The 23,018-nt window shown below is 73.3% G+C and carries 23 protein-coding genes, 1 tRNA gene and 1 pseudogene; 16 read left to right on the top strand and 9 right to left on the bottom strand.

The window, feature by feature from the left end; all coding sequences use genetic code 11:
• The first annotated feature begins 39 nt into the window (after positions 1-39).
• The 9 genes from DKT68_RS27555 to DKT68_RS27515 all read left to right on the top strand — a co-directional run bounded on the left by DKT68_RS27555 (position 40) and on the right by DKT68_RS27515 (position 8,235).
• Positions 40-522: an LppU/SCO3897 family protein gene (locus DKT68_RS27555; RefSeq protein WP_109820299.1), complete on the top strand. Its 483-nt coding sequence runs from the start codon at positions 40-42 to the stop codon at positions 520-522.
• Between the two features lie 216 nt (positions 523-738).
• Complete coding sequence (locus tag DKT68_RS27550; protein WP_109820298.1) at positions 739-1,425, top strand: dienelactone hydrolase family protein; 687 nt, start codon at positions 739-741, stop codon at positions 1,423-1,425.
• Positions 1,418-2,158: a uracil-DNA glycosylase gene (locus tag DKT68_RS27545; protein ID WP_109820297.1), complete on the top strand. Its 741-nt coding sequence runs from the start codon at positions 1,418-1,420 to the stop codon at positions 2,156-2,158. Before DKT68_RS27550 ends, DKT68_RS27545 begins: the two co-directional genes overlap by 8 nt.
• Before the next feature lie 20 nt (positions 2,159-2,178).
• Positions 2,179-2,985, top strand: coding sequence for a DUF4129 domain-containing protein (locus tag DKT68_RS27540; RefSeq protein ID WP_109820296.1), 807 nt, complete (start codon positions 2,179-2,181; stop codon positions 2,983-2,985).
• Positions 2,986-3,159: 174 nt separating this feature from the next.
• Positions 3,160-3,744 carry a hypothetical protein gene (locus DKT68_RS27535; protein ID WP_109820295.1) on the top strand — a complete coding sequence of 195 codons (585 nt, stop codon included), beginning with the start codon at positions 3,160-3,162 and terminating at the stop codon, positions 3,742-3,744.
• On the top strand, positions 3,744-4,751 hold the full coding sequence (locus DKT68_RS27530; protein WP_109820294.1) for an AAA family ATPase: 1,008 nt from the start codon (positions 3,744-3,746) through the stop codon (positions 4,749-4,751). The genes DKT68_RS27535 and DKT68_RS27530 overlap by 1 nt, the downstream gene beginning before the upstream one ends.
• Entirely contained in the window at positions 4,751-6,184 is a 1,434-nt protein-coding gene (locus tag DKT68_RS27525) for a DUF58 domain-containing protein (protein WP_109820293.1), read from the top strand. Before DKT68_RS27530 ends, DKT68_RS27525 begins: the two co-directional genes overlap by 1 nt.
• Before the next feature lie 52 nt (positions 6,185-6,236).
• Positions 6,237-6,800, top strand: coding sequence for a hypothetical protein (locus tag DKT68_RS27520; RefSeq protein WP_109820292.1), 564 nt, complete (start codon positions 6,237-6,239; stop codon positions 6,798-6,800).
• Positions 6,801-6,903: 103 nt separating this feature from the next.
• Positions 6,904-8,235: an NAD(P)/FAD-dependent oxidoreductase gene (locus DKT68_RS27515; RefSeq protein WP_109820291.1), complete on the top strand. Its 1,332-nt coding sequence runs from the start codon at positions 6,904-6,906 to the stop codon at positions 8,233-8,235.
• Positions 8,236-8,302: 67 nt separating this feature from the next.
• Here the strand turns inward: DKT68_RS27515 and DKT68_RS27510 are convergent, their stop codons facing one another.
• Complete coding sequence (locus tag DKT68_RS27510) at positions 8,303-10,165, bottom strand: hypothetical protein (RefSeq protein ID WP_109820290.1); 1,863 nt, start codon at positions 10,163-10,165, stop codon at positions 8,303-8,305.
• A gap of 101 nt (positions 10,166-10,266) precedes the next feature.
• On the opposite strand from DKT68_RS27510, the gene DKT68_RS27505 reads away from it, so the two are divergent.
• The 4 genes from DKT68_RS27505 to DKT68_RS27490 all read left to right on the top strand — a co-directional run bounded on the left by DKT68_RS27505 (position 10,267) and on the right by DKT68_RS27490 (position 12,542).
• Positions 10,267-10,347, top strand: a tRNA-Leu gene (locus DKT68_RS27505).
• Between the two features lie 109 nt (positions 10,348-10,456).
• Positions 10,457-11,272, top strand: a complete 816-nt coding sequence (locus DKT68_RS27500; RefSeq protein WP_109820289.1) for a Bax inhibitor-1/YccA family protein — start codon at positions 10,457-10,459, stop codon at positions 11,270-11,272.
• A 144-nt stretch (positions 11,273-11,416) separates the two neighbouring features.
• Positions 11,417-12,175, top strand: coding sequence for a Bax inhibitor-1/YccA family protein (locus tag DKT68_RS27495; RefSeq protein ID WP_109820288.1), 759 nt, complete (start codon positions 11,417-11,419; stop codon positions 12,173-12,175).
• A 46-nt stretch (positions 12,176-12,221) separates the two neighbouring features.
• The gene (locus DKT68_RS27490; RefSeq protein WP_109820287.1) at positions 12,222-12,542 is read left to right on the top strand and encodes a hypothetical protein; all 321 of its coding nucleotides are present in this window, start codon (positions 12,222-12,224) and stop codon (positions 12,540-12,542) included.
• A 7-nt stretch (positions 12,543-12,549) separates the two neighbouring features.
• On the opposite strand, the gene DKT68_RS27485 is transcribed toward DKT68_RS27490, so the two are convergent.
• The 3 genes and pseudogenes from DKT68_RS27485 to DKT68_RS27475 all read right to left on the bottom strand — a co-directional run.
• Positions 12,550-13,812 carry an acetyl-CoA C-acetyltransferase gene (locus tag DKT68_RS27485; RefSeq protein ID WP_109820286.1) on the bottom strand — a complete coding sequence of 421 codons (1,263 nt, stop codon included), beginning with the start codon at positions 13,810-13,812 and terminating at the stop codon, positions 12,550-12,552.
• Between the two features lie 78 nt (positions 13,813-13,890).
• Positions 13,891-14,703, bottom strand: a complete 813-nt coding sequence (locus tag DKT68_RS27480; RefSeq protein ID WP_109820285.1) for an SGNH/GDSL hydrolase family protein — start codon at positions 14,701-14,703, stop codon at positions 13,891-13,893.
• A pseudogene (locus tag DKT68_RS27475) lies at positions 14,686-15,752 on the bottom strand (SGNH/GDSL hydrolase family protein); the annotation flags it as partial. The gene DKT68_RS27480 and the pseudogene DKT68_RS27475, both read right to left, overlap by 18 nt.
• Positions 15,753-15,902: 150 nt before the next feature.
• On the opposite strand from DKT68_RS27475, the gene DKT68_RS27470 reads away from it, so the two are divergent.
• Positions 15,903-16,259, top strand: a complete 357-nt coding sequence (locus DKT68_RS27470; RefSeq protein WP_109820283.1) for a YkvA family protein — start codon at positions 15,903-15,905, stop codon at positions 16,257-16,259.
• 72 nt (positions 16,260-16,331) lie between these two features.
• Entirely contained in the window at positions 16,332-17,702 is a 1,371-nt protein-coding gene (locus DKT68_RS27465; RefSeq protein ID WP_109820282.1) for a cystathionine beta-synthase, read from the top strand.
• A 63-nt stretch (positions 17,703-17,765) separates the two neighbouring features.
• Here DKT68_RS27465 and DKT68_RS27460 read toward each other — a convergent pair whose 3' ends face one another.
• From DKT68_RS27460 to DKT68_RS27440, 5 genes are all read right to left on the bottom strand, one after another.
• Positions 17,766-18,722, bottom strand: coding sequence for a S1C family serine protease (locus DKT68_RS27460; protein WP_109820281.1), 957 nt, complete (start codon positions 18,720-18,722; stop codon positions 17,766-17,768).
• Positions 18,723-18,798: 76 nt separating this feature from the next.
• On the bottom strand, positions 18,799-19,314 hold the full coding sequence (locus tag DKT68_RS27455) for a GNAT family N-acetyltransferase (RefSeq protein WP_109820280.1): 516 nt from the start codon (positions 19,312-19,314) through the stop codon (positions 18,799-18,801).
• Positions 19,311-20,240, bottom strand: a complete 930-nt coding sequence (locus tag DKT68_RS27450) for a ribonuclease Z (protein WP_109820279.1) — start codon at positions 20,238-20,240, stop codon at positions 19,311-19,313. The genes DKT68_RS27455 and DKT68_RS27450 overlap by 4 nt, the downstream gene beginning before the upstream one ends.
• A gap of 387 nt (positions 20,241-20,627) precedes the next feature.
• Positions 20,628-21,290, bottom strand: a complete 663-nt coding sequence (gene msrA, locus DKT68_RS27445; protein WP_109820278.1) for a peptide-methionine (S)-S-oxide reductase MsrA — start codon at positions 21,288-21,290, stop codon at positions 20,628-20,630.
• A 73-nt stretch (positions 21,291-21,363) separates the two neighbouring features.
• On the bottom strand, positions 21,364-21,798 hold the full coding sequence (locus DKT68_RS27440; protein WP_109820277.1) for an HIT family protein: 435 nt from the start codon (positions 21,796-21,798) through the stop codon (positions 21,364-21,366).
• Between the two features lie 67 nt (positions 21,799-21,865).
• Here DKT68_RS27440 and DKT68_RS27435 point away from each other — a divergent pair, with 67 nt between their 5' ends.
• Positions 21,866-23,008, top strand: a complete 1,143-nt coding sequence (locus DKT68_RS27435) for a cystathionine gamma-synthase (RefSeq protein WP_109820276.1) — start codon at positions 21,866-21,868, stop codon at positions 23,006-23,008.
• Positions 23,009-23,018 lie beyond the last annotated feature (10 nt).

Genomic DNA, 23,018 nt, shown 5'->3' with positions numbered 1-23,018 from the left:
CGGTGTCGTCTGCTCATCAACCCCTCGGAAGGAACCCCCGTGTCAGAGCAGGTCGCACCGCCCCCCGCGCCCGACGCCGCGCCGTCCCAGCCGGCCGTCGAGACGCCGCCGCCGGCCGAGCCGGAGGCGAAGAAGTCCGGTGCAAAGAAGGCCCTCGGCATCGTCGGCGCGATCCTGGCGATCGTCGTGGTCGCGGGTCTGAAGTTCGGTCTCGCCACCACGATCGGCAACTTCCTGGACAAGGACGAGACCGCCGCCGCCAAGGCCGGTGACTGCATCGCCGAGCTGCCCGAGGTCACCGGCACCGAGGAGGAGGAGGTCGACGGCGCCAAGGTCGTCGAGTGCACCTCGACCGACGCGGCGTACAACGTGGTCGGCCGGGTGGACGGGCAGACCGAGGCGCAGGCCAAGGCCGGCACGGCGTGCGACCAGTTCCTCAAGGAGGGCGACGAGGGGTACGTCTTCTACAGCATCGCCCCGGGCAAGACGGGCTACCTGCTCTGCCTGACCAAGAAGGCCTGACCGGAGCGCCAGCGGACCGGGCACCAACAGCGACGGCGGCGGGGGGGGGGAACGTCCCCCGCCGCCGTCTGCGTACCCGGAGTCACCACCCGGCGAACGGGAGGTGAATGCCACTGTTCCCGCGTCTTCCCGGCGGCGGCGCGGCATGGCAGGCTACCGGCACGTAGGACCACTGGGCGACCAGCCAACGATGACTGACCGCTAGGAGGACGGCCGATGGGCGAGATGGTGAGCTACCGCAGCAACGGGGGCACGAGCGAGGGGTATCTCGCGATACCCGCCAGCGGTGCGGCAAGCCCCGCCGTCATCGTCATCCAGGAGTGGTGGGGCCTGGTCCCGCACATCCGGTCGGTGGCGGACCGGTTCGCCGAGGCCGGCTTCGTCGCACTCGCCCCGGACTTCTACCACGGTGAGACGACCAGTGAGCCCGACGAGGCGCAGCGCCTGCTGATGGCGATGCGGATGGACGAGGCGGCGAAGGACATCGCCGGCGCCGCCGACTACCTCGCCGAGCGGCCGGAGGTCACCGGAAAGGTCGGCGCGGTGGGCTTCTGCGCCGGCGGCAGCCTGGCCCTCTGGTCGGCCACCATCTCCGAGCGCATCGTCGCCAGCGTGGGCTTCTATCCCGTGCTGCCCTGGGAGTCGATGCGCCCCGACTGGGTCGACTACGCGGGCAAGGCCGCCGTCATCCACTGCTCCGAAGAGGACGGCACGTCGGCCGTCGAGGGCGTGCAGACCGCCCGCCGGGCCATCGAGGAGGCTGGCGGCACCTGCCAGCTCTACGACTACCCCGGCACGTCGCACGCCTTCTTCAACGACGACCGGCCGGAGGCGTTCGACCAGCGCGCCGCCGCCAGCGCCTGGGCCCGCACCCTGGAACTCTTCCGGGCCAAGCTTGGCTGAGCCGCGTACCCCGCACGAGGTCGTCGCCCGCGCCGCGCGGGCGACCGACCTGGCAGACCTGGATGCCGGGGTCAGCGACTGTTTCGCCTGCCCGCGACTGGTCGGGTGGCGGGAGGAGGTGGCCCGCACCCGCCGAGCCGCCTTCCGCGACCAGACGTACTGGGGTCGGCCGGTCCCGGGCCTCGGCGCGGCCGACGCGCGGATCGCCATCCTCGGGTTGGCGCCCGCCGCGCACGGCGGCAACCGCACCGGCCGGATCTTCACCGGTGACCGTTCCGGCGACGTGCTCTTCGCCGCCCTGCACCGGGCCGGGCTGGCCAACCAGCCGACCAGCGTCGCGGCCGACGACGGGCTGACCGTGCGGGACACCCGGATCTTCGCGGCCGTACGCTGCGCGCCGCCGGACAACAAACCCACCCCGGACGAGCGGGACACCTGCGCACCCTGGCTGCACCGTGAGGTCACGCTGATCCGGCCCACCCTGCGCGTCGTGGTAGCGCTGGGCGCGTTCGCCTGGGCAGCGTGGTGGCCGGTGCTGCGCCAGGTGTACGGGCAGCGCCCGCCCAGCCCGCGACCGGCGTTCGGCCATGGGGCACACTGGTCCGGCACGGACGCACCGGATCTGCTCGGCTGCTACCACGTCAGCCAGCAGAACACCTTCACGGGGCGGCTGACACCAGAGATGCTGGACGATGTCTTCGGCTGGGCAAAGCAGCTGGCCGGAGTGGACTGAGACTGCGTGGGGCGGTGGCCATGACGGACGGAACGCGCCCGCCCACGCCGTACCCGACCGGCGAGCCGGGAGTGCTGCGCCAGGTGCTCGGCCTGCTCCGCCGTTGGTGGCCGGTGGGCACGGTCGCCGCCCTGCTCGCCGGGGCCGCGCTGGCCTCCTCGCACTCGTCGATCGGGGCCAGCCGGATACCGCCGGCCGCGGAGAACGTTCCGTGGGTCCCCGAGTACCCGACGGCGCAGCCGTCGCCCTCCATCCCGGTGGAGCCACGCGACGCCGGCGAGGCCACCCAGGCCCACGTTCCACAGTGGATCGCCACCGTGGCGGTGGTGCTGCTCGGGCTGGCCATCCTCACCGTGTTCTGCTACCTCGCCTGGATCCTCATTCGCGGCGCGGTGCGCCGCACGACCCGGGCGCTGCCCGCGCAGAAAGCCCGGCGTACGGCCGAGGGCACCGCTCGTGAGGTGGTCGCCGCCCTCGACGCCGGTCTCGTGGAGCTGGACGACCGGGACACCGATCCCCGGGTCGCGGTGATCGCCTGCTGGGTGCGCCTGGAGGAGGCCGCCGCCACGGCCGGTGTTGCCCGGCAGCCCGGCGACACCCCCACCGACCTGGTCACCCGGCTGTTGCGGGGCGACCCGTCGGCCGGGGTGCCGGCGATCGTCAGCGCCGACGTGCTGGCCGAGTTCGCGCACGTCTACCGGGAGGCCCGGTACGCCACCCGCCCCGTCGACGAGCGCACCCGTGACCAGGCGCGGGCCGCGCTGCGCCGGCTGCGCCACGAGCTGGCCGCGGTGGCTCCGACCTCGGAGGAGGTGGTGGCACCGTGAGCGCGAGGAGTGAGCCGGGTTTGCGAGCCCCGCAGTCGCGAACAGAGGGAACACCCGTGAGCGCGAGGAGTGAGCCGGGTTTGCGAGCCCCGCAGTCGCGAACAGAGGTGACACCGTGAGCGCGAGGAGTGAGCCGGGTTTGCGAGCCCCGCAGTCGCGAGCAAGGCTGGCACCGTGAGCAGCACCAGCATCGACGACCTGCTCGCCTTCGAGGAGGAACCGGCACCGACCGGCCCACGTTCGCGCGGCGGTCGGGTCGGCTCGGTGCTGCGCTCGCTGGCGATCGCCGCCGCGCTGGTCGCGGTGCTGGTCGCCGGGCTGCGCGCGGTCGGCCTCAAGGTTTCCCTGCCGGTGCTGGTCGCCGGGGTGCTCGCCGTTCTGGCGGTCCGCCGGGTCACCGCCCTGGTCGCGCCGCCACCCCCGCCCCCGGCGGGTGGCCGGGTCGCGACGGGTGAGGAGGACGGCAGCTACAACTGGGGCTCCCGGGACGCGTTGCGCACCGCGATCAACCGCTGGGAGTGGCCGCTCGACTGGTCCACGACCCGTCCCGAACGCTTCAGCGGAACCGTCCTGCCCCGGCTCGCTGAGTTGGCCGACGAGCGGATGCGCCTGAAACACGGCGTCACCCGCGAGTCGGACCCGGCCCGTGCCCGTGTCCTGCTGGGCGACCGGCTGTCGACGTTCCTGGACAGCCCGCCTCGCCGCCCCCCGTCGCCGCGCGACCTCGCGGTGATCGTCGCCGAACTGGAGAAGATCTGATGAACGACGTGGACCGGAGCATGCCCGCCGCAGAGGTCGGCAGTCTGGCCCGGGCGGTGCTGGACGCGGTCGGCACCGTCGTGGTCGGCAAGCGGGACGCGTTGGAGTTGGTCCTCGCCGGCATCCTGGCCGGGGGCCACGTCCTGCTGGAGGACCTGCCGGGTCTCGGCAAGACGCTCACCGCGCGTTCCTTCGCCCAGGCGCTCGGGCTGGACTTCCGTCGGCTCCAGTTCACCCCGGACCTGCTTCCCGCCGACGTCACCGGCTCGTTCCTCTACGACCAGCGCAACGGAGACTTCACCTTCCGGGCTGGCCCGGTCTTCACGAACCTGCTCCTCGCCGACGAGATCAACCGGACGCCCCCGAAGACCCAGTCCGCGCTGCTGGAGGCGATGCAGGAGAAGCAGGTGTCGGTGGAGGGGGTGACCTACAAGCTGGACGAGCCGTTCCACGTGCTGGCCACCGCCAACCCGATCGAGTACGAGGGCACGTACCCGCTGCCGGAGGCGCAGCTGGACCGCTTCCTGCTGCGGGTCTCCTTCGGCTACCCGGAGCACGACGAGGAGTGGGAGGTGTTGCGCCGCCGGATGGGCCGCCGCCGCGAGGAGGCGGAGATCAAGCCGGTGGTCGACGCGGCCACGCTGCGGGCGATGCAGGCCGCCCTGGAGGACGTGGTGGTGGAGGACTCGATCGGCCACTACATCGTGGCGCTCACGGCGGCCACCCGGGAGCACCCTTCGGTGCTGGTGGGCGCGTCGCCGCGTGGGTCGCTGGCGTTGCTGCTGCTGGCCCGGGTCCGCGCGGTGCTCGGCGGCCGGGACTACGTGGTGCCGGAGGACGTCAAGGAGGTGGCGGCGCCCGCGCTGGCCCACCGGATCACCCTGCGCCCGGAGATGTGGCTGCGCCGGGTCGACCCGGCGTTCGTGGTCGGCGAGGTGCTGGAGGCGACTCCCGCCCCGGCCAGCGGCGCCCTGCCCAGCTACGCCGCCGGCGGGCCCCGGCGCTGATGACCGGACCGACCGTGCCCGTGCCGCGTTCCGCCGAGCCGGAGCCGGCCGCCGGCTGGGCGCCCACGTGGGCGCTCGGGCGGGCGGTGCTGCTCGCCGGCCTGCTGTTGGTGGCGGGGGTGCTGCTGGGCCGGGTCGACCTGATCGTGCTGGCCGCCCCGTTCGCGCTCGGCACCGCGTACGCGCTGCGCCGCCGGCCCTCCGCGTTGCCGCAGGTCTGGATCACCCCCGGTGACGACGGGCCGCTGGTCGAGGGTGGCGAGGTCGCGGCGGCGGTGAGCGTCGGTAACCCGGACAGCGTCGACTACGACCTGGTGGTGCTGCGGTCCCGGGTCTCTCCGTGGCTGCGGATTGAGCGGGCCGGCTTCGGTCACGACGGGTCGGCCGACGGGGCGACGCCCGGCGCCGTTCCGTCGCCGACCGGCGGCGCGCGCCGTTCCGTCGCCGACCGGCCGTTCGTGACCTCGGTGCCCCGGGCCGCCGCGGTGGACCTGGAACTTTCCGGCAAGGCCCTGCGCTGGGGTCGGCACCCGATCGGTCCGGCCGGCGCCCGGGTCGCCACGGCGGGCGGCCTGCTGGTCTCCCGGGCGGTGATCACGGAGCCGGTCCGGATGCGGGTCTATCCGCGCACCGAACCGTTCGAGGCGGTGGAGGCGATGCCCCGCGCCGCCGGCCTGGTGGGGGCGCACCACTCCCGCCGGCCCGGTGAGGGCGGCGAGCTGGCCGGTGTCCGGGTCTTCGCGCCCGGTGACCGGCTGCGCCGCATCGACTGGCGTGTCTCGCTGCGCGCCCGGCAGCTGCACGTGGCGGCCACCCTCTCCGATCGGGACGCCGAGGTGGTGGTGCTGCTCGACGTGCTCGCCGAGGCCGGCCGCTCGGGCGGGGTCGGCGGTGCGGCCTCGGTGTTGGACACCACCGTGCGGGCCACCGCCGCGATCGCCGAGCACTACCTGCACCGGGGCGACCGGGTGTCGCTGCTGGAGTACGGGCCGGGAGCGCGTCGGCTGCGCGCGGCCGCCGGTCGCCGGCAGTACCTGACGGTGCTGGAGTGGCTGCTCGACATTCGCGCCCAGTCGTCCCCGCACGAGCCGTACGACCAGGTCTTCGGGCCGCAGTTGCTCTCCTCGGACGCGCTGGTGGTGGTGCTCACCCCGCTGCTGGACGAGCAGTCGGCGCAGATGCTGGCCCGGCTGGCCCGCGCCGGGCGGTTCGTGGTGGCGGTCGACACGCTGCCGAGCGACCTGACGCCGCCGAAGGACGGGGGCTGGGCCCCGGTGGCGTACCGGCTGTGGCGGCTGGACCGGGAGACGATGATCGGGCAGCTCCGGGAGCACGGGGTTCCGGTGGTCCGCTGGGCCGGTGCGGGCAGCCTGGACCAGGTCCTGCGGGACGTGGCGAGACTGGCGACGGCACCGAGGGTGGGTGCCCGGTGAGCGCGAGGAGTGAGCTGGCGAGCGCCGCAGTCGCGAACGAAGGCGGGCACCGATGATCGACGTTGTCACCGGGCGGGTCAGGGCGGCCCAGGACACCCTCGCCCGGATCAGTCTCGCGCCGCTCCTGGTGCGGGCGGGAATCTTCCTAATCGTGCTGGCCGGGTTCGCGCTGGCGTTCCCCGCCGAGGTGTTGACCGGCCGGCCGCTGTTTCTCCTCGCGGTGGCGGCGCTGCTGCCCGCGGTGGGGCCGCGCCGCGTCTGGCCCACCTTCGCGGCACTGGTCACGGTCGGTGGCTGGCTGCTCGCCACCGACGGGTACGGCCGGCCGGTGGCGCTGTGGCGGCTGCTCGCCCTCGCGGCACTGCTCTACCTGGGGCACACCCTCTGCGCGCTGGCCGCGCTGCTGCCCTACGACGCGGTGCTGGACCCGGAGCTGATCACCCGCTGGCTGCTGCGGGCGGGCGCGGTGCTGCTGGGCACCGCGGTGCTGGGGGTGCTGCTGTTGCAGGTCGCGGGCCTGGGCGGGGAGGGCGGCCACCAGTGGGTCACCGTGCTCGGTCTGCTCGTGGCCGTGGGGATCGCCGCGTTGCTGGGCTGGCTGCTGCGGCGCAGGTAGCCGGGTGGGGCGGCAGGGTTACGCAGGTCACAGGGGTTGTGCTCCGTCACAGATGGGGGGCGCGAGCGGGATTACCTGAGCCGGCCGGGGAAAGATAGATAACGTGAATCCGAAGCGGATCCTTGTGGTGGGTGCCGGGCACGTCGGTCTCTATGCGGCCCTGCGCCTGTCGAAGAAGCTCAGCTCCCGTGAGGCTGAGGTCATCGTGGTGGACCCCCAGCCGCACATGACGTACCAGCCGTTCCTGCCCGAGGCGGCGGCGGGCAACATCTCCCCGCGGCACTCCGTGGTGCCGCTGCGGCGTGAGTTGCGGAGGTGCACGGTGGTGGCCGGCACGGTCACTCGTGTCGAGCACGACCGCAAGGTGGCCACCGTGCAGCCGATCGTCGGCCCGGCCCGGGAGATCGCGTACGACCACGTGATCGTGGCGCCCGGTTCGGTGTCCCGGACGCTGCCGATCCCCGGCCTGCACGAGCAGGGCATCGGGTTCAAGACCATCGGCGAGGCGATCTACCTTCGCAACCATGTGCTGGACCGTCTGGACGTGGCTGCCGTCACCCCGGATCCCGAGGTTCGCCGTTCGGCGCTGACCTTCACCTTCGTCGGTGGTGGGTACGCCGGCATCGAGGCGCTCGCCGAGATGGAGGACATGGCCCGGGACGCCATGCGCTACTACCCGGAGCTGAAGCCCGAGGACATGCGCTGGGTGCTGGTGGAGGCCACGCAGCGGGTGCTGCCCGAGGTCGACCGGGACATGGGCGCCTACACGGTGCAGCAGCTGCTCAAGCGGAACATGGACATCCGGCTGGACACCCGGCTCGAGTCCTGCGTCGACGGGGTGGTCAAGCTCTCCGACGGCGACAGCTTCCGCTCCGACACGATCGTCTGGACGGCCGGCGTGAAGCCGTCGCCGATGCTGGACGCCACCGACTTCCCGCGCGACGACCGGCGGCGGGTCACCTGCCTGCCGACTCTCCAGGTGGTCGACGGTGACCGGGTTGTCGAGGGCGCGTGGAGCGCCGGAGACTGCGCCGCCGTGCCGGACCTGACCAAGGAGCCGGGCAACTTCTGCTCGCCGAGCGCGCAGCACGCGGTACGCCAGGCCGCCCGGATGGCCGACAACATCGCGGCGGTGATCCGGGGCCGTGAGCCGGTGAACTACAAGCACAAGCACGTCGGCAGCGTGGCCAGCCTCGGCCTGCACAAGGGCGTCGCCCAGGTGTACGGCGTCAAGATGACCGGCTGGCCGGCCTGGTTCATGCACCGGACGTACCACATGAGCCGGATCCCGTCGTTCAACCGCAAGGTGCGGGTGGTGGTGGACTGGTCGCTGGCGTTCTTCCTCAAGCGTGAGGTCGTCGCCCTGGGCCAGCTGCACGACCCGCGCGAGGAGTTCGTCGAGGCGTCGCAGCCGGTGGGCGCGCCCCGCGTCTGACCCAGCGGTAAGAAAGGGCCCCTTCCCACCGGAAACGGCGGGAAGGGGCCCTTTTCTCACATGGGGGTCAGACGCGCCAGGTCCAGGCGTCGGCGATGCGGGTGCCCGGGCCGTAGAGCTGCTCCAGCGTCCCCCGGAGACTGTCGGCGTGTGGGGCGTCGTCGGCCAGCGCCACGCAGGAGGCGCCCCAGAAGTCGGCGTCCCGGGCGGCCTGCCGGCGCTGCTCGTCGCCGATGGCCGGCTGGTCACCGCGCCGGGCGACGTCCGCCAGCAGGGAGGAGGTGGGCTGCTTGAAGGTGCCCATCGCCGCGGTGCCGCCCCGCCCGTACGGGCCGATGAAGAAGCCCTCGGGCAGACCGAAGCCGGCGTCGGCGGCGGCCGCCCAGCGCATCGGCCACGGCTCCTTGGGGGTGGGCAGCGGCACGGGGACCAGCACCCCGCCGGGGCGTACGCACTGCCGCCAATGCCCGCCGGTGATGAACTCCGGCACGGCGGGCCGCTCGGCCGTCGGCAGCGGGGTCGGGAAGATCGGCAGCAGCGCCGCGACGACGGCCAGCGGCACCAGCCGCCGGGTCCGGCCGGTGCTCCGCAGTGCCCGGTCGACCGCCAGCACCAGAAGCGTCGCGATGATGGGGAGCAGCGCCAGGCCGAACCGCATCGGCAGCGCGCCGTCCACCACCGGCAGCCCGGCCAGCAGGGCGTACGGGCCGGGGAGGGCCGTCCTGGTGCCGCCGAGCACCACCTCCGGGCCGAGGGAGAGCGCGCCCATGGCCAGCGCCGCCACCACGCAGGCCAGCACCAGCCGGCGCCGCCCCGCCCGGACCCAGATCGCGCAGGCCGCGGTGACCAGCAGCAACGGCCAACCGAGGAAGCTGTTGTACTCGGCCGGGCCGGTGGTCAACCGGGCGGACTCGGGGCTGCCGGCGACCGACAGCGGGGAGATCGTCCACCAACTGCTCAGGTCGGCCGAGAAGTAGTCCGGGCTGAACATCCCGTCGGCCACCCCCTGCGGCCCGGCGAACTGGAACCACAGCGGGTACCCGAGCACCAGCAGGGCCAGTCCGGTGGCGACCGCCAGCCCGCCGGCGAAGTGGGGCAGCGCCCGCCGGAGGAGGTCCCGGTCCGCCACGGCGTAGCTGACCGCCATCACCAGCAGCGTGAGGGCGGCGAGGAAGAGCACCTCCTCGCCGATGAAGACCTGCGCGATGACCGCCGCGGCCAGCCCGGCGGCGGAGCTGAACATGCGCCGCCGGTCCGGCCCGGCGGGAGGACGATGGGGACGGTCGGCCGGCGTGGCCCCCGGGTCGGACGCGCGCAGCAGCCGGACCACCAGCCAGACGATCACCGGCACCAGCCACTGGGCGGTCATGTGCAGGTGACTGTTGGTCTGCGAGATCATGCCCGGGCCGAACCCGCACAGACCTCCGCCGAGCGCGGCGGCGAGCCGGCGGGCGCGCATCGTGCGGTGGAACAGCAGGTACCAGGCGACGGCGGTGCCGGCCAGGTTCGCGGCGGCGAGCAGCGCGAAGGTGACCGGCGCGCCGAGCAGGAGGGTGACCGGCGCGAAGACGATGCCGAGTGCGATGACCGTGGTGTTGGCCATCAGGTTCACCCCGTCAGGGGCGTTGAGCCGATCGGTGAGCAGGCTGAAGTCGCCGAGCAGCGCCCGCGCGTCGACCGCCAGGAACCACTCGTAGAGCGTCTGGTCCTCCGGGTTGAGCGCCAGCGTCCGGCCGGCCGGGTCGGGCCACAGCCCGTGGGTGAGCCAGCCGGCCAGAACCGCGCAGACCAGCGCGACCACCAGGTCCGCCCGGTGCCGGCGGACGGCGGCCAGCAGCCGGACGGCCCAGGCTCGGCGATTGACCCGATCGGCGAGGCGGAAGGCCTGCTCAGGGGCGGCGTCGGGGGCCGTTGGGGCTGCGCTGCTCACGGCATCGACCCTAGTGCGGCCAGGCTGGCGGGGTACGCCGGGTCGCCGCCGACCGGCTACGGTGACACTGCACCGTGCGTGTCGGCGCGCCGGTGCCACCCGCCCGGGTGGTGGAACGGCAGACACGGCCGCCTTAAAAGCGGCTGCCGAAAGGCGTGCGGGTTCGACCCCCGCCCCGGGCACAGCCGGCACCGGCCCGCATTCTCATTCGTGATCACCACGACTTGGCTGAGCCGTTTACTCTTGGAGGGCACGTTCACGTGCAAACGACCCCCTGAGGGAGGCCAGACAGTGAAGACCTCGAACCCGGTGCTCGCCCGGCTCGGCCAGGCGGCCGAGCGGGAGCGCTCCGCCGGGTACGCACCGACCGGGCCGTACGGACAGCCCGGCATTCCGCAGCAGTACCCGTCCCAGGCCGGTTACCCGGCTGCGCCGCCGACCGTGGCGCCCATGACCGTCGACGACGTGGTGGTCAAGACCGTCGCCCTGCTCGGCATCCTCGGCATCTCCGCCGCGGCCGCCTGGGTGCTCGTGCCCGACGCGCTGGTCGGTGCCGCCTGGATCGGCGCGGCGGTCGTCGGCCTGGTGCTCGGCCTGATCATCTCGTTCTCCCGGATGGCCAACCCGGCGCTGGTCATCACGTACGCGGTCGTCGAGGGCGTCTTCGTCGGCATGGTCAGCAAGGCGTTCGAGTCGGCGTACGACGGCATCGTGCTCCAGGCCGCCGCCGCCAGCTTCGGCATCTTCTTCCTGATGGCGATGCTCTACCGGGCGAAGGTCATCCGGGCCACCCCGGCCTTCGTCAAGGGCATGATCGCGGTGATGACCGGTCTCTTCGCGGTCATGCTGATCAACCTGGTGCTGGCCCTGTTCGGCGTCAACACCGGCCTGCGCGACGGCAGCCCGCTGGCCATCGGCTTCAGCCTGGTCTGCATCGTGGTCGCCTCGCTGAGCTTCGTGCTCAGCTTCAAGGAGATCGAGGACGGCGTCCGGATGGGCCTGCCGCAGCGCTACTCCTGGACGGCCGCCTTCGGCATCCTGGTCAGCCTGGTCTGGCTGTACATCGAGATCCTGCGCCTGCTGAGCTACTTCCAGGGCGACGACTGATCTCGTCCGCAGTGCCGACCGGCGCCCGCCCCGCTTCCGCGGTGGCGGGCGCCGTCGTCTGCGCTGGCCGTGCCGTTTGCCCGCCGTCGCCGGTCCGCCCGGGGCAGAGTGACTGCGAGGGGTACGCGGGCGAAGGAGGCGGCGGTGCGCAGCAACAACCCGGTGCTCAACCGGCTGGACGAGACCGGCCGGCTGGAGGCCCGGGTGCTGGGCGCCCGCGACGTCGAGCCGATGAGCGTCGACGACGTGGTGGTCCGTACCGTCGGGCTGCTGCTGGTCACCGGCGCGGCGGCCGGGGTGTCCTGGGCGGTGGTGCCGGAGGCGGCCTGGGTACCCGCCGCGCTGGCCGGCAGCGCGCTCGCCTCGATCGTGCTGGTCCTGGTCATCTCCCTGCGCGGGATCACCAACCCGGTGCCGATCGTCGGTTACGCCGTACTCCAGGGGCTGTTGCTGGGGGTGGCCAGCCGCGCCTTCGAGCTGGTCTATCCGGGCATCGTGGTGCAGGCGGTGGCCGGCACGTTCGGTGTCTTCCTCGGCATGGCGGCGCTCTACCGGGCCCGGATCATCCGGGCGACGCCCCGGCTGGCCCGGCTGGTGATCGGCACGCTGCTCGGCATCGCAGTGCTCAGCGTGGTCAACCTGGTGTCGTACCTGATCTCCGGGCGGCCGGGGCTGGCGGTCTACAGCGTCGGCGCGGAGGTGGGCTGGCTGCCGTACGCCTTCTCGGTCGTGGCCATCATCGTCGGCGCGCTCAGCTTCATCCTCGACTTCGACCTCGTCGAGCGGTCGGTGCGCGACGGCCGACCCCGCCGGTACGCGTGGCTGAGCGCGTTCGGCCTGCTCACCGGGCTGGTGTTCCTCTACTGGCAGTTGCTGCGGCTGCTCAGCTACCTGCGCCGCTGACCGGCGCGGGGGCCGGCGGTTGATGCCGGCCGTAGACTCGGCGGCGATGAGCGCAGCGGAGTTGGAGCAGGCCGTGCAACTGCTGGTCCGTCAGGTCGGGCACTGGCAGCAGCCTCGCTGGGCGGCGGTGGCGACCACCGGCAACGTGTCCCGCGCCGACCTGGTGCACCGGCTGGTTCAGGAGATCGCCAACCTGGCGGCGGACGCCGAGGGCGGACCGCGCCGGGTGGTGCCCCGGCTGGACAACGACCTGGCGCTGACCGACCAACTGCGGGTGGTGACGGCGGACCTGGTCGCCGCCGGGCCGGCCGCCGAGGTGCTGGCGCGGGCCGCCGCCGAGGTGGCGGCGACCCGCAGCGCGCTCTGAGTTCAGCTCAGCTCAGCCGCTCCAGCACCATGGCCATGCCCTGGCCGCCACCGACGCACATGGTCTCCAGACCGATGGTCTTGTCGTGCCATTCCAGGGCGTTGAGCAGGGTGCCGGTGATCCGGGCGCCGCTCATGCCGAACGGGTGGCCGACGGCGATCGCGCCGCCCATCACGTTCAGCTTCTCCTCCGGGATGCCCAGCTGCCGGTAGGACGGGATGACCTGGGCGGCGAACGCCTCGTTGATCTCGACCAGGTCGACGTCGTCGATGGTCATGCCGGCCCGCCGCAGCGCCTGCCGGGACGCCTCGACCGGGCCGAGACCCATGATCTCCGGTGACAGGGCGGTGACGCCGGTGGAGACGATCCGGGCCAGCGGGGTCAACCCGAGCTCCTCGGCCCGCTGTGCGCTCATCACCACCACGGCGGCGGCGCCGTCGTTGAGCGGGCAGCAGTTGCCCGCCGTGATCCGGCCGTCCGGGCGGAACACCGGCTTGAGGCCGGACACGCCCTCCAGGGTGACGCCCGCGCGCGGACCGTCGTCGGTGCTCACCACGGTGCCGTCCGGCGTGGTGACCGGGGTGATCTCCCGGGCCCAGAAGCCGTCGGTGATGGCCTTCTCGGCGAGGTTCTGGCTGCGGACGCCGAACTCGTCCATGTCGGCGCGGGTGACGTCGTGCACCTGGGCCAGGTTCTCGGCGGTCTGACCCATGGTCAGGTAGATGTCCGGCAGCTCCCCGGACTCGCGCGGGTCGGTCCACACCTCGGCGCCGCCCTGGGCGCGGCGCTTCGAGCGCTCACCCGCCGGCGCGAAGCGCGGGTTCTCCCAGCCGCCGCCGACCAGTGCCTGCGCCTCGGGGGGCAACCCGTCGGAGCTGCCCCGGGCGTACCGGGAGACCATCTCCACTCCGGCGGAGACGAACACGTCGCCCTCGCCGGCCCGGATCGCGTGCATGGCCATCCGGGTGGTCTGCAGCGAGGAGGCGCAGTAGCGGGTCAGCGTTGCGCCGGGCACGGTGTCCAGCCCGAGCAGGGTGGCCACCACCCGGCCCATGTTGAAGCCCTGCTCGCCACCGGGCAGGCCGCACCCGAGGTAGAGGTCGTCGATGGTGGTCGGGTCGAGCTGGGGGATCTTGTCCAGGGCGGCCTGGACGATGGTCGCGGCGAGGTCGTCGGAGCGGACGTCGCGCAGGGACCCCTTGTGCGCCCGGCCGATGGGGGAGCGGGCGGTGGCGACGATGACGGCGTCGCGGGACGACTCAATCGGCATGCATCCACGTTAACCCGCCGGTAACTTGGCGCGGAAGAAGCGGGCACGGCGGGAAATGTCACCCCGCGGCGGGTGGATCTAGCGCCGGGAGGCCACCGCCGCCGCGGCCGCGACGGCGGGCAGCAGGGCGTGCGCCCACACCCGGTAGCCGTCGGCGGAGGGGTGGAAGCCGTCGTGGCAGAGCGTCCCCGCGTCGGCCCGGAACACCGGCCCGGTCTCGGTGGCCAGGTCCACCACCGCGCCGCCGGCATCCAGCACCGCCGTGGTCTGGGCGCGGGCCATCCGCCGCCCCGACCAGCCGACCAACTGCCGCAGCGGGGGCGCGATGGCGCGGACGGCGCCGAGGTCCGGGCAGGTGCCCACCACCACCTCGACCCGCGCCTCGCGCAGCCGGTGCACCGCCGCGCCCAGATACGCCGCCGCGTCGCCGGGCCGGCGCAGCCCGGTGGCGTCGTTCGCCCCGATCAGGATCAGCGCGACGTCGGGCCGCTCGCCGAGCAGGGCCCGAGCCACCTGGGTGGTCAGATCGGTGGAGCGGGAACCGGAGACTCCGACACTGGACAGGTGCACCCGCCGGCCGGTCGGCCCCTCGGCGAGCAGGTTGGCCAACTGCCCACCGATCGTGTCGTCGAGCCGGTCGACGCCCACGCCCAACGCCGACGAGTCGCCGAGCAGCACCAGCCGCAGCGGCGGGGCACCAGCCCGACCGATCGTGGCCCTCAGCGCCAGCCCCAGCTCCGGCTGGGCGTAGCGCCGGTGCCGGGCGGCGAACGCCTCACCGGCCAGGACGACGGCACCGCCCACGGCGCCGGCGAGCAGCGAGATCGCCGCCGCCCGCCCGAGCTGACCCGGGAAACCGGCCGTCACGTCCCGCTCGCTGCGCTCGTTCATGCCAGCCCCTCCACTGTCGAGGTGTCAGCGGCGGACCCGCCCTGCGGCACCGCGCCGACACCGAAGAACGCCCGTCGGCGCAGTTGCGCCCACCGACCGGCCGGCCCCCGGTCGTGGCCCCGGACCTGGGTGCCACTGACCTCGGTGCCGGCGTGCCGGGCCGCCTCCTGCGCGGCCTCCGGCAGCGACCGTACGCCCTCGCCCGCCGTCGGTGTGACCCGTCGTTCGTGCCCCGCGCCGAGCGCGGAGAGCATCGTCGGCAGCAGCGCGGCGGCGGCCATCGCGTACCCCTCGGCGGACGGGTGGAACCGGTCCCAGGCGAACATCCGGTGCGGTTCGGCGGCGAACCGGGGACCGAGCAGGTCACCGAGGGAGACCGTCCAACCGCCCGCCTCGACCACGGCCACCGTCTGGGCGGCGGCGAGCTGTCGGCTCCACCGGTGCGCCAGCCAGCGCAGCGGGGGCTGGATCGGCCGGATCGCGCCCAGGTCGGGGCAGGTGCCGACGACCACCTCGCAACCGGCGTCCCGCAGCGTGTGCACCGCCTCGACCAGGTAGCGCACGGCCAGCCCGCGCGGTGTGCGGTTGGTGATGTCGTTGCCACCGATGAGGATCACCGCGATGTCGGGCTGGCGCTCCAACGCCGCCTCCACCTGGTGCCGGAGCACCGCGGAGATGGCCCCGACGACCGCGAAACGGTGCAGCCGCACCGGACGGTGCAGCCGGCGGGACAGGCCGGTGGCGAGCAGCGCGCCAGGCGTCTCCCGGCGGCGGTGCACCCCGTAACCGGCCGCCGACGAGTCGCCGAGCACGACCATGGTGAGCGCGGGGCCGGGGAACTTCGCGCCGTACACCCCGTCGCAGCGCGGCGGTGGCGCCTCGGCCATCGGAATGGTGCGCCGGGCCTGGCGGGCCTGACCGAGCAGCACCCCGCCGGTCGCGATCGCGGCCGCCGCGGTGGCGCCCGTGCCGATGGCCGCCAGGCGGACGACCCGCCAGGCGTGCCTCCCGCGCGGACCAACCGGTGCGACGGAACCAGCCACCCCCATACCGCGACATTATCTCGCCGGCCCGACACGCCGCTGTCGTCGTGCCGGCTCCCGCGTGCCTGGAAACCGACGCGACGGGGTACCTGTCCGGGGGAGGCCGGCCGACTTGCGCCGACCCGCCACGCTGATCCGGCGGAGAGGAGCGCGACGATGGGGAAGACACTGAAGCGCAGCGCGGCGTTCACGGCCCTGGCCCGGGCACTGGCAGCGGGGGCCCGCGGCGGGCCGTCGCTGGGCGCCCGGTTGGCGGCGCTGCCGCGGATGATCCGGGCCACCGCCCGGGGGGAGTACGACGGCGGCCTACGGCTGGCCCTGATGACCGCGGCGACGGCGTACATCGTCTCGCCGATCGACCTGCTGCCGGAGATCCCGCTGGCGATCTTCGGGCTGGCCGACGACGCGGTCATGATCACCTGGCTGGCCGGGAGCGTGCTCGCCGAGACCGACCGGTTCCTGGAGTGGGAAGCCCGTCGCAGCTCTGTCATCCCCGGGGGGCTGGTGCCCTGACGGCACGTACCCTGGGCGGCGAGGAAACGTCTGCCCGGCCGCCGTCGCCGGCGCCGCAACGAAGGGCACACCGTGCAGTACTACGACAACGTCGTCGACATGATCGGCAACACCCCGCTGGTACGTCTGCGTAACGTCACCGAGGGCATCCAGGCCACCGTGCTCGCCAAGGTCGAGTACGTCAACCCCGGCGGCTCGGTGAAGGACCGGATCGCCCTGCGGATGGTGGAGGACGCCGAGGCCGCCGGCCTGCTCAAGGCCGGCGGCACCATCGTCGAGCCGACCAGTGGCAACACCGGCGTCGGGCTGGCCCTGGTGGCCCAGCTCAAGGGCTACAAGTGCGTCTTCGTCTGCCCCGACAAGGTCAGCCAGGACAAGCAGGACGTGCTCCGGGCGTACGGCGCCGAGGTGGTGGTCTGCCCGACCGCCGTCGCCCCGGAGGACCCGCGCTCGTACTACAACGTCTCCGACCGGCTGACCCGGGAGATTCCCGGCGCCTGGAAGCCCAACCAGTACAGCAACCCGGCCAACCCCCGCTCGCACTACGAGACGACCGGCCCGGAGCTGTGGAAGCAGACCGAGGGCGGGCTCACCCACTTCGTGACGGGCGTCGGCACCGGCGGCACCATCTCCGGCATCGGCCGCTACCTCAAGGAGGCCTCCGAGGGTCGGGTGCGGATCATCGGGGCCGACCCGGAGGGCTCGGTCTACTCCGGCGGCACCGGCCGGCCGTACCTGGTGGAGGGCGTGGGCGAGGACTTCTGGCCGGAGACGTACGACCGGGGCGTCGCCGACGAGATCGTCGAGGTCTCCGACAAGGCGTCCTTCGAGATGACCCGGCGGCTGGCCCGCGAGGAGGGGCTGCTGGTCGGCGGCTCCTGCGGGATGGCGGTGGTCGCCGCCCTGGAGGTGGCCCGCCGGGCCGGCCCGGACGACGTGGTGGTCGTGTTGCTGCCGGACGGCGGCCGCGGCTACCTCTCCAAGATCTTCAACGACTCGTGGATGGCCCGCTACGGCTTCCTCGACAACTCCGGCACCGAGCCGACGGTCGGCGACGCGCTGGCCAGCAAGCCGGGCGGGCTGCCCGAGCTGGTGCACGTCCACCCGACCGAGACGGTCCGCGACGCGATCGACTACATGCGCGAGTACGGCGTCTCGCAGCTGCCGGTGCTCAAGGCCGAGCCGCCGGTGGTGACCGGCGAGGTGGCCGGTTCCATCGCGGAGCGGGACCTGCTCGACGCGCTGTTCACCGGCCAGGCGCACCTGCACGACACCATCGAGCGGCACATGGGCGACCCGCTGCCGATGATCGGTGGTGGCCAGCCGGTCAGCGAGGCCGTCGGCCTGCTCGAGAAGTCCGACGCCGCCCTGGTCCTGGTCGACGGCAAGCCCAAGGGCGTCCTGACCCGTCAGGACCTCCTGGCCCACCTCGGCGCCCGCTAGGCCGTCAGGAACGGCCCGCTCCCGGCCGCCGGGCACCCACATGTGCTCGCGCGGCCGGGAGTGTCAGGCCCGCAGCTCGGTGGGGACCGCGACGACGTCGACGAACGCGCCCTTGCGCAACACGGTCACCGGCAGGCGGGCGCCGATGGCCGGGCCGAGCATCAACCGCTGCAATCCCTGCCCGTCGGCGACGGCTCGTCCGCCGGCGCTGAGGATGACGTCGCCCAGGTAGATCCCGGCCACGCCGGCCGGGCTGCCCGGCACCACCTCCACCACGCGCAGCCCGCGGCGCTGACCGGTACGCGCGGTCACCTCGGGTGGCAGCGGAACCGGTACGCCCGCCACGCCGAGCCAGGCCCGCCGGACCCGGCCGGCGGTGGTCAACTCGGCGATGATCTGCCGGGTGGTGGCGTTGATCGGCACCGCCAGCCCCAGCCCGTAGCCGGCGACGGCGGTGTTCACCCCGATCACCCGCCCGGCGGAGTCGGCCAGCGCGCCGCCGGAGTTGCCCGGGTTGAGCGCGGCGTCGGTCTGGATCACGTCCTCGATCAGCCGGGTGACCCGCCCGTCGCGGGCGGGCAGCGACCGGCCGAGCCCGGAGACCACGCCGGCGGTGACCGAACCGGCGAGCCCCATCGGGTTGCCCACGGCCACCACGAGCTGGCCGATCCGCAGTGCGTCGGCGTCGCCCAGCTCCACCGGTGGCACGGTGGTCTCGTCCACCCGCAGCACGGCGAGGTCGGAGAGCGGGTCGGCGCCGACCACCCGGAACGTCGTCTCGGTGCCGTCGCCGAACGCCGCCGAGCCGCCGGCGGCGCCCTGCACCACGTGTGCGCTGGTCAGTAGCAGGCCGTCGGTGCCCACGGTGACCGCGGAGCCGGCGCCGGCTCCGCGCGCGGTCCGCACCGACAGGGCGGCCACGCTGGGCAGCACCCGGGCCGCCACGGTCGTGACCACCTGGGAGTACGCATCCAGCGCGGCCTCCTCGGCCGGGCCGGACCTGGTGTGATCGGTGTCCATGCACCCGGCAACACCACCTGCCGCGCCGGCATGCCCCGATCCGCCGACAGCGAACATCGACCGACGGGGACCTCGTCTACACCGCCAGTGGGCGGACGTAGCGGAGTTGGAGGGTGAGGGCGGTCCCGATGTGCTCCTCGCGTTCGGTGCCCTCCGGGGTCCAGCCGCCGCGCTGGTAGAAGGCGCGGGCGTGGGCGTTGTCCCGGAGCACCCAGAGCGCCGCCCGCCGCCAGCCCCGGGCACGCATGGCGTCCAGCGCGTCGACCATCAACGTGCGGCCGATGCCCCGCCCCTGCTCCGCGGGGTCCAGGTGGATGGCGTTGAGCAGGCCGGTCGCCGGGTCGTCCTCGTCGTCCGGGCCGAGGTGGCTGAACCCGACCAGCGTGCCGGCGCGCTCCGCCACGGTCAGCCGGTGGGTGTCCCGCTCCCAGGTCCACCGCTCGCTCCAGTACCGCCCCATCGCCTCCGGCGTCGGGTCGGCCAGCGCCTCCACGGGCAGGAAGGACGAGTACGTGGCGACCCGGGAGCGCTGGTGCAGGGCACCCACCCCCATCAGGTCGTCACCGGTGGCGGGGCGGAGCGTGACGGTCACCCGGCCGAGGCTACCCGGCGTGGCGGGAGCTGCACGGTGGTCAGATCCTCGGCGATGATCAGCTCGCCGTCGAAGTGCGCGCGCGCCTCGTCGTGGAATCGGCGCGGGTCGGGGTAGCGCTGCGAGAAGTGGGTGAGCACCAGCCGGCGTACCCCGGACTCGGTCGCCACCCGCGCGGCCTGCGCCGCGGTCAGGTGGCCGACCTCGGCGGCGAGCGCGGCCTCCGACTCCAGGAACGTCGACTCGATGACCAGCAGGTCGGCGTGCTCGGCGAGGGCGTACACGCCGTCGCAGAGGCCGGTGTCCATCACGAAGGCGAACCGCTGCCCCGGCCGGGGCACGCTCACCTCGTCGCGGGTGACGCGGCGCCCGTCGAGGTCGAGGTGCCCGACCCGGATCAGCTCGCCGACGGCCGGCCCGGCGATGCCGTACGCGGACAGCTTCTCCGGCAGCATCCGGCAGCCGTCCGGCTCGACCAGGCGGTAGCCGTACGTCTCGATGGGGTGCCGCAGCCGGCGGGCCTCCAGCGTGCCGCAGCCCAGGGTGATCCGCTGCCCGTCGGCCTCGATCGGCTCGACCCGCAGCTCGGCCGTCTCGTAGAAGGAGGTAGCGTGCCGCAGCCGGGCGAAGTATTCGGAGCCGCCGGCCGGAAAGTGCACGGCGACCGGGTGCGCCACCCGGTCCAGGGAGAGTCGCTGGATGGTGCCGGGCAGGCCGAGGCAGTGATCGCCGTGGAAGTGGGTGACGCAGATCCGGGTCAGGTCGGTGGCCGTGACCGTGGTGTGCAGGAGCTGACGCTGGCTGCCCTCGCCCGGGTCGAAGAGGATCACCTCGTCGTCCCAGCGCAGGACGTACCCGTTGTGGTTGCGCCGCCGGGTCGGCGCCTGACTGGCCGTCCCGAGCACCACCAGCTCGCGCATCGACACGGTGCTCTCCTCCGGCTGAGCTGACCGGCCCGGTAGATAAAGCGACCCCCGGGGTTCTCCACGCTCTCGCGTGGGCCGGCTGGACTGGGCCGGCGCCCCGGGGGTCGGGTGGCTGCCTTGGATTCGCCGCACCGCTGCCACACGGTCTCGACGTTGTTGCCTGTGCCCGCCTCGCGGCGGGCCGTTCACTGTCGAGGACAGCGGCTAGCGGACAGCCACCTCACGAGTCCGATTGCTATACAAGTCTGGACCACCTCCCTTCACGTGTACCGCCACGCTATCGAGTCCCCGCCGGGCTCGGCAACGGATTTCGATCACACGGCCGGACGGGAATGCCCGGCCGCCTCGCGGCGGCCGGGCATCGGTGTCGTGCGGGTCGTGCGGTGGTCAGCCGGCGGTACGCGCCACGCCCACCGGGCAGCTCAGCCCGTTCGGGCCGTGGTTGCAGTACCCGTTCGGGTTCTTCGTTGGCGCCAAATACTGCTGGTGGTAGTCCTCGGCGAAGTAGTAGCTGCCGAGCGGGGCGATCTCCGTGGTGATCTCGCCCTTGCCGGCGCGCGTCACGATCGGCTGGAACGCGTCCCGGGACGACTCCGCGACGGCCCGCTGCTCGTCGGTGGTCGTGTAGATCGCCGACCGGTACTGGGTGCCCACGTCGTTGCCCTGGCGCATGCCCTGGGTCGGGTCGTGGTTCTCCCAGAAGACCTTCAGCAGGTCCTCATAAGCGATCTTGCTCGGGTCGTACACCACCTGGACGACCTCGGCGTGCCCGGTGCGGCCGGAGCAGGTCTCCTCGTACGTCGGGTTCTTGGTGATGCCACCCGCGTAGCCGGCGGAGGTGGTGAACACCCCCGGCAGCGTCCAGAACAGCCGCTCGGCGCCCCAGAAACAGCCCATGCCGAAGACGGCGACCTGGAGGCCCTCCGGGTAGGGGCCCTTCAGCGGGGTGCCCAGCACCTCGTGCCGGTCGGCGACCGGCATCGCGATCGGGCGGCCCGGCAGGGCCTGGTCAGGGGTGGGCAGCTCAGCCTTGGACTGGCGAAGGAACACGATGGAACTCCTCTCGTACCTCTGCCGCATGCAACGCCGGCGGGCCCACGTTCCTTACCCGCCCGGACGGCAGTCAGGCCGTGGGCCGTGGCGGGGGTGGCAGCGCGCCGGCCACCCGGGCCGCGATGTCCCGGGCGTCCTGATCGCCCGGATAGCGGGTACGTGGCCAGAAGAACCCGCGCAGCCCGTCCCCCCTGGTCCGGGGCACCACGTGGGTGTGCAGGTGCGGCACGGACTGCGACACCTTGTTGTTCATCGCCACGAACGTCCCACCGGCGCCCAAACCGGTCTCCACCGCCACCGCGATCCGCTGGACCAGCGCGAAGTAGCCCGGCAGCAGGTCCGCCGGCAGTTCGGCGAGGGTCACCAGGTGCACGCGGGGGACCACCAGCACGTGCCCCGCGAAGACCGGTCGGGTGTCCAGGAACGCCACCCCGTCCGGCTCGTCGGTCACCCGGAACGCCGGCACCTCGCCGGCCACGATCGCGCAGAAGACGCACCCGCTCATCGGCCCAGGCTATGCCCGCTGGCCGGCCACGCCCCACACCGCCGGGCGGGGCACTAGCCTCACCAGAATGAACCACGGCTTCGAGACGCTCGCCATCCACGCCGGTCAGGACCCTGAGGCCCGCACCGGCGCGGTGATCCCACCGATCTACCAGACCAGCACGTACGCCCAGGACGCCGTCGGAGCGCCCCGGCTGGGGTACGAGTACAGCCGTTCCGGCAACCCGACCCGCGACGCGCTCCAGGAGTGCCTGGCCGCGCTCGAGGGCGGGCCGGTCGGGCTCGCCTTCGCCAGCGGCCTGGCGGCCGAGGACACCCTGCTGCGGGCCGTCTGCCAGCCCGGCGACCACGTGGTGATCCCGGACGACGCGTACGGCGGCACGTACCGGCTCTTCGCCCGGGTCGCCCAGCGGTGGGGTCTGGAGTTCAGCCCGGCCAAGGTCTCCGACCCGGCCGCCGTCCGAGCCGCCGTGCAACCGGGCCGTACGAAGATCGTCTGGGTGGAGACCCCGACCAATCCGCTGCTCGGCATCGCCGACATCGCGGCCCTGGCCGGCGTGGCGCACGACGCGGGCGCGCTGCTGGTGGTCGACAACACCTTCGCCTCGCCCTACCTCCAGCAGCCGATCGCGCACGGCGCGGACGTGGTGGTGCACTCCACCACCAAGTACATCGGCGGGCACTCCGACGTGGTGGGTGGCGCGCTCGTCGTCGCCGACGCCGCGCTCGGCGAGGAGCTGCGCTACCACCAGAACGCCATGGGCGCGATCAACGGGCCGTTCGACGCCTGGCTCACCCTGCGCGGCATCAAGACCCTCGGGGTCCGGATGGACCGGCACTGCGACAACGCCGAGCGCCTCGCCGGATACCTGGAGGGGCACGCCAAGGTGGCCCAGGTGCTCTACCCGGGTCTGCCCTCGCACCCCGGTCACGAGGTGGCCGCCAAGCAGATGCGCCGGTTCGGCGGGATGATCTCCTTCCGGGCGGCCGGCGGCGAGGACCACGCGGTGGAGATCTGCAACCGGGCCAAGCTCTTCGTGCTCGCCGAGTCGCTGGGCGGGGTGGAGTCCCTGATCGAGCACCCGGGTCGGATGACACACGCAAGTGCTGCCGGCTCGCCGCTTGAAGTTCCCGGCGATCTCGTGCGACTGTCTGTCGGCATCGAGACGGTCGACGACCTGCTCGCCGATCTGGAGCAGGCACTGGGCTGACCGCTGGGGA

Origin of the sequence: Micromonospora acroterricola (genome assembly GCF_003172955.1) — a bacterium.
Lineage (GTDB): Bacteria > Actinomycetota > Actinomycetes > Mycobacteriales > Micromonosporaceae > Micromonospora > Micromonospora acroterricola.
This window is presented reverse-complemented; position numbering and strand designations above follow the sequence as displayed.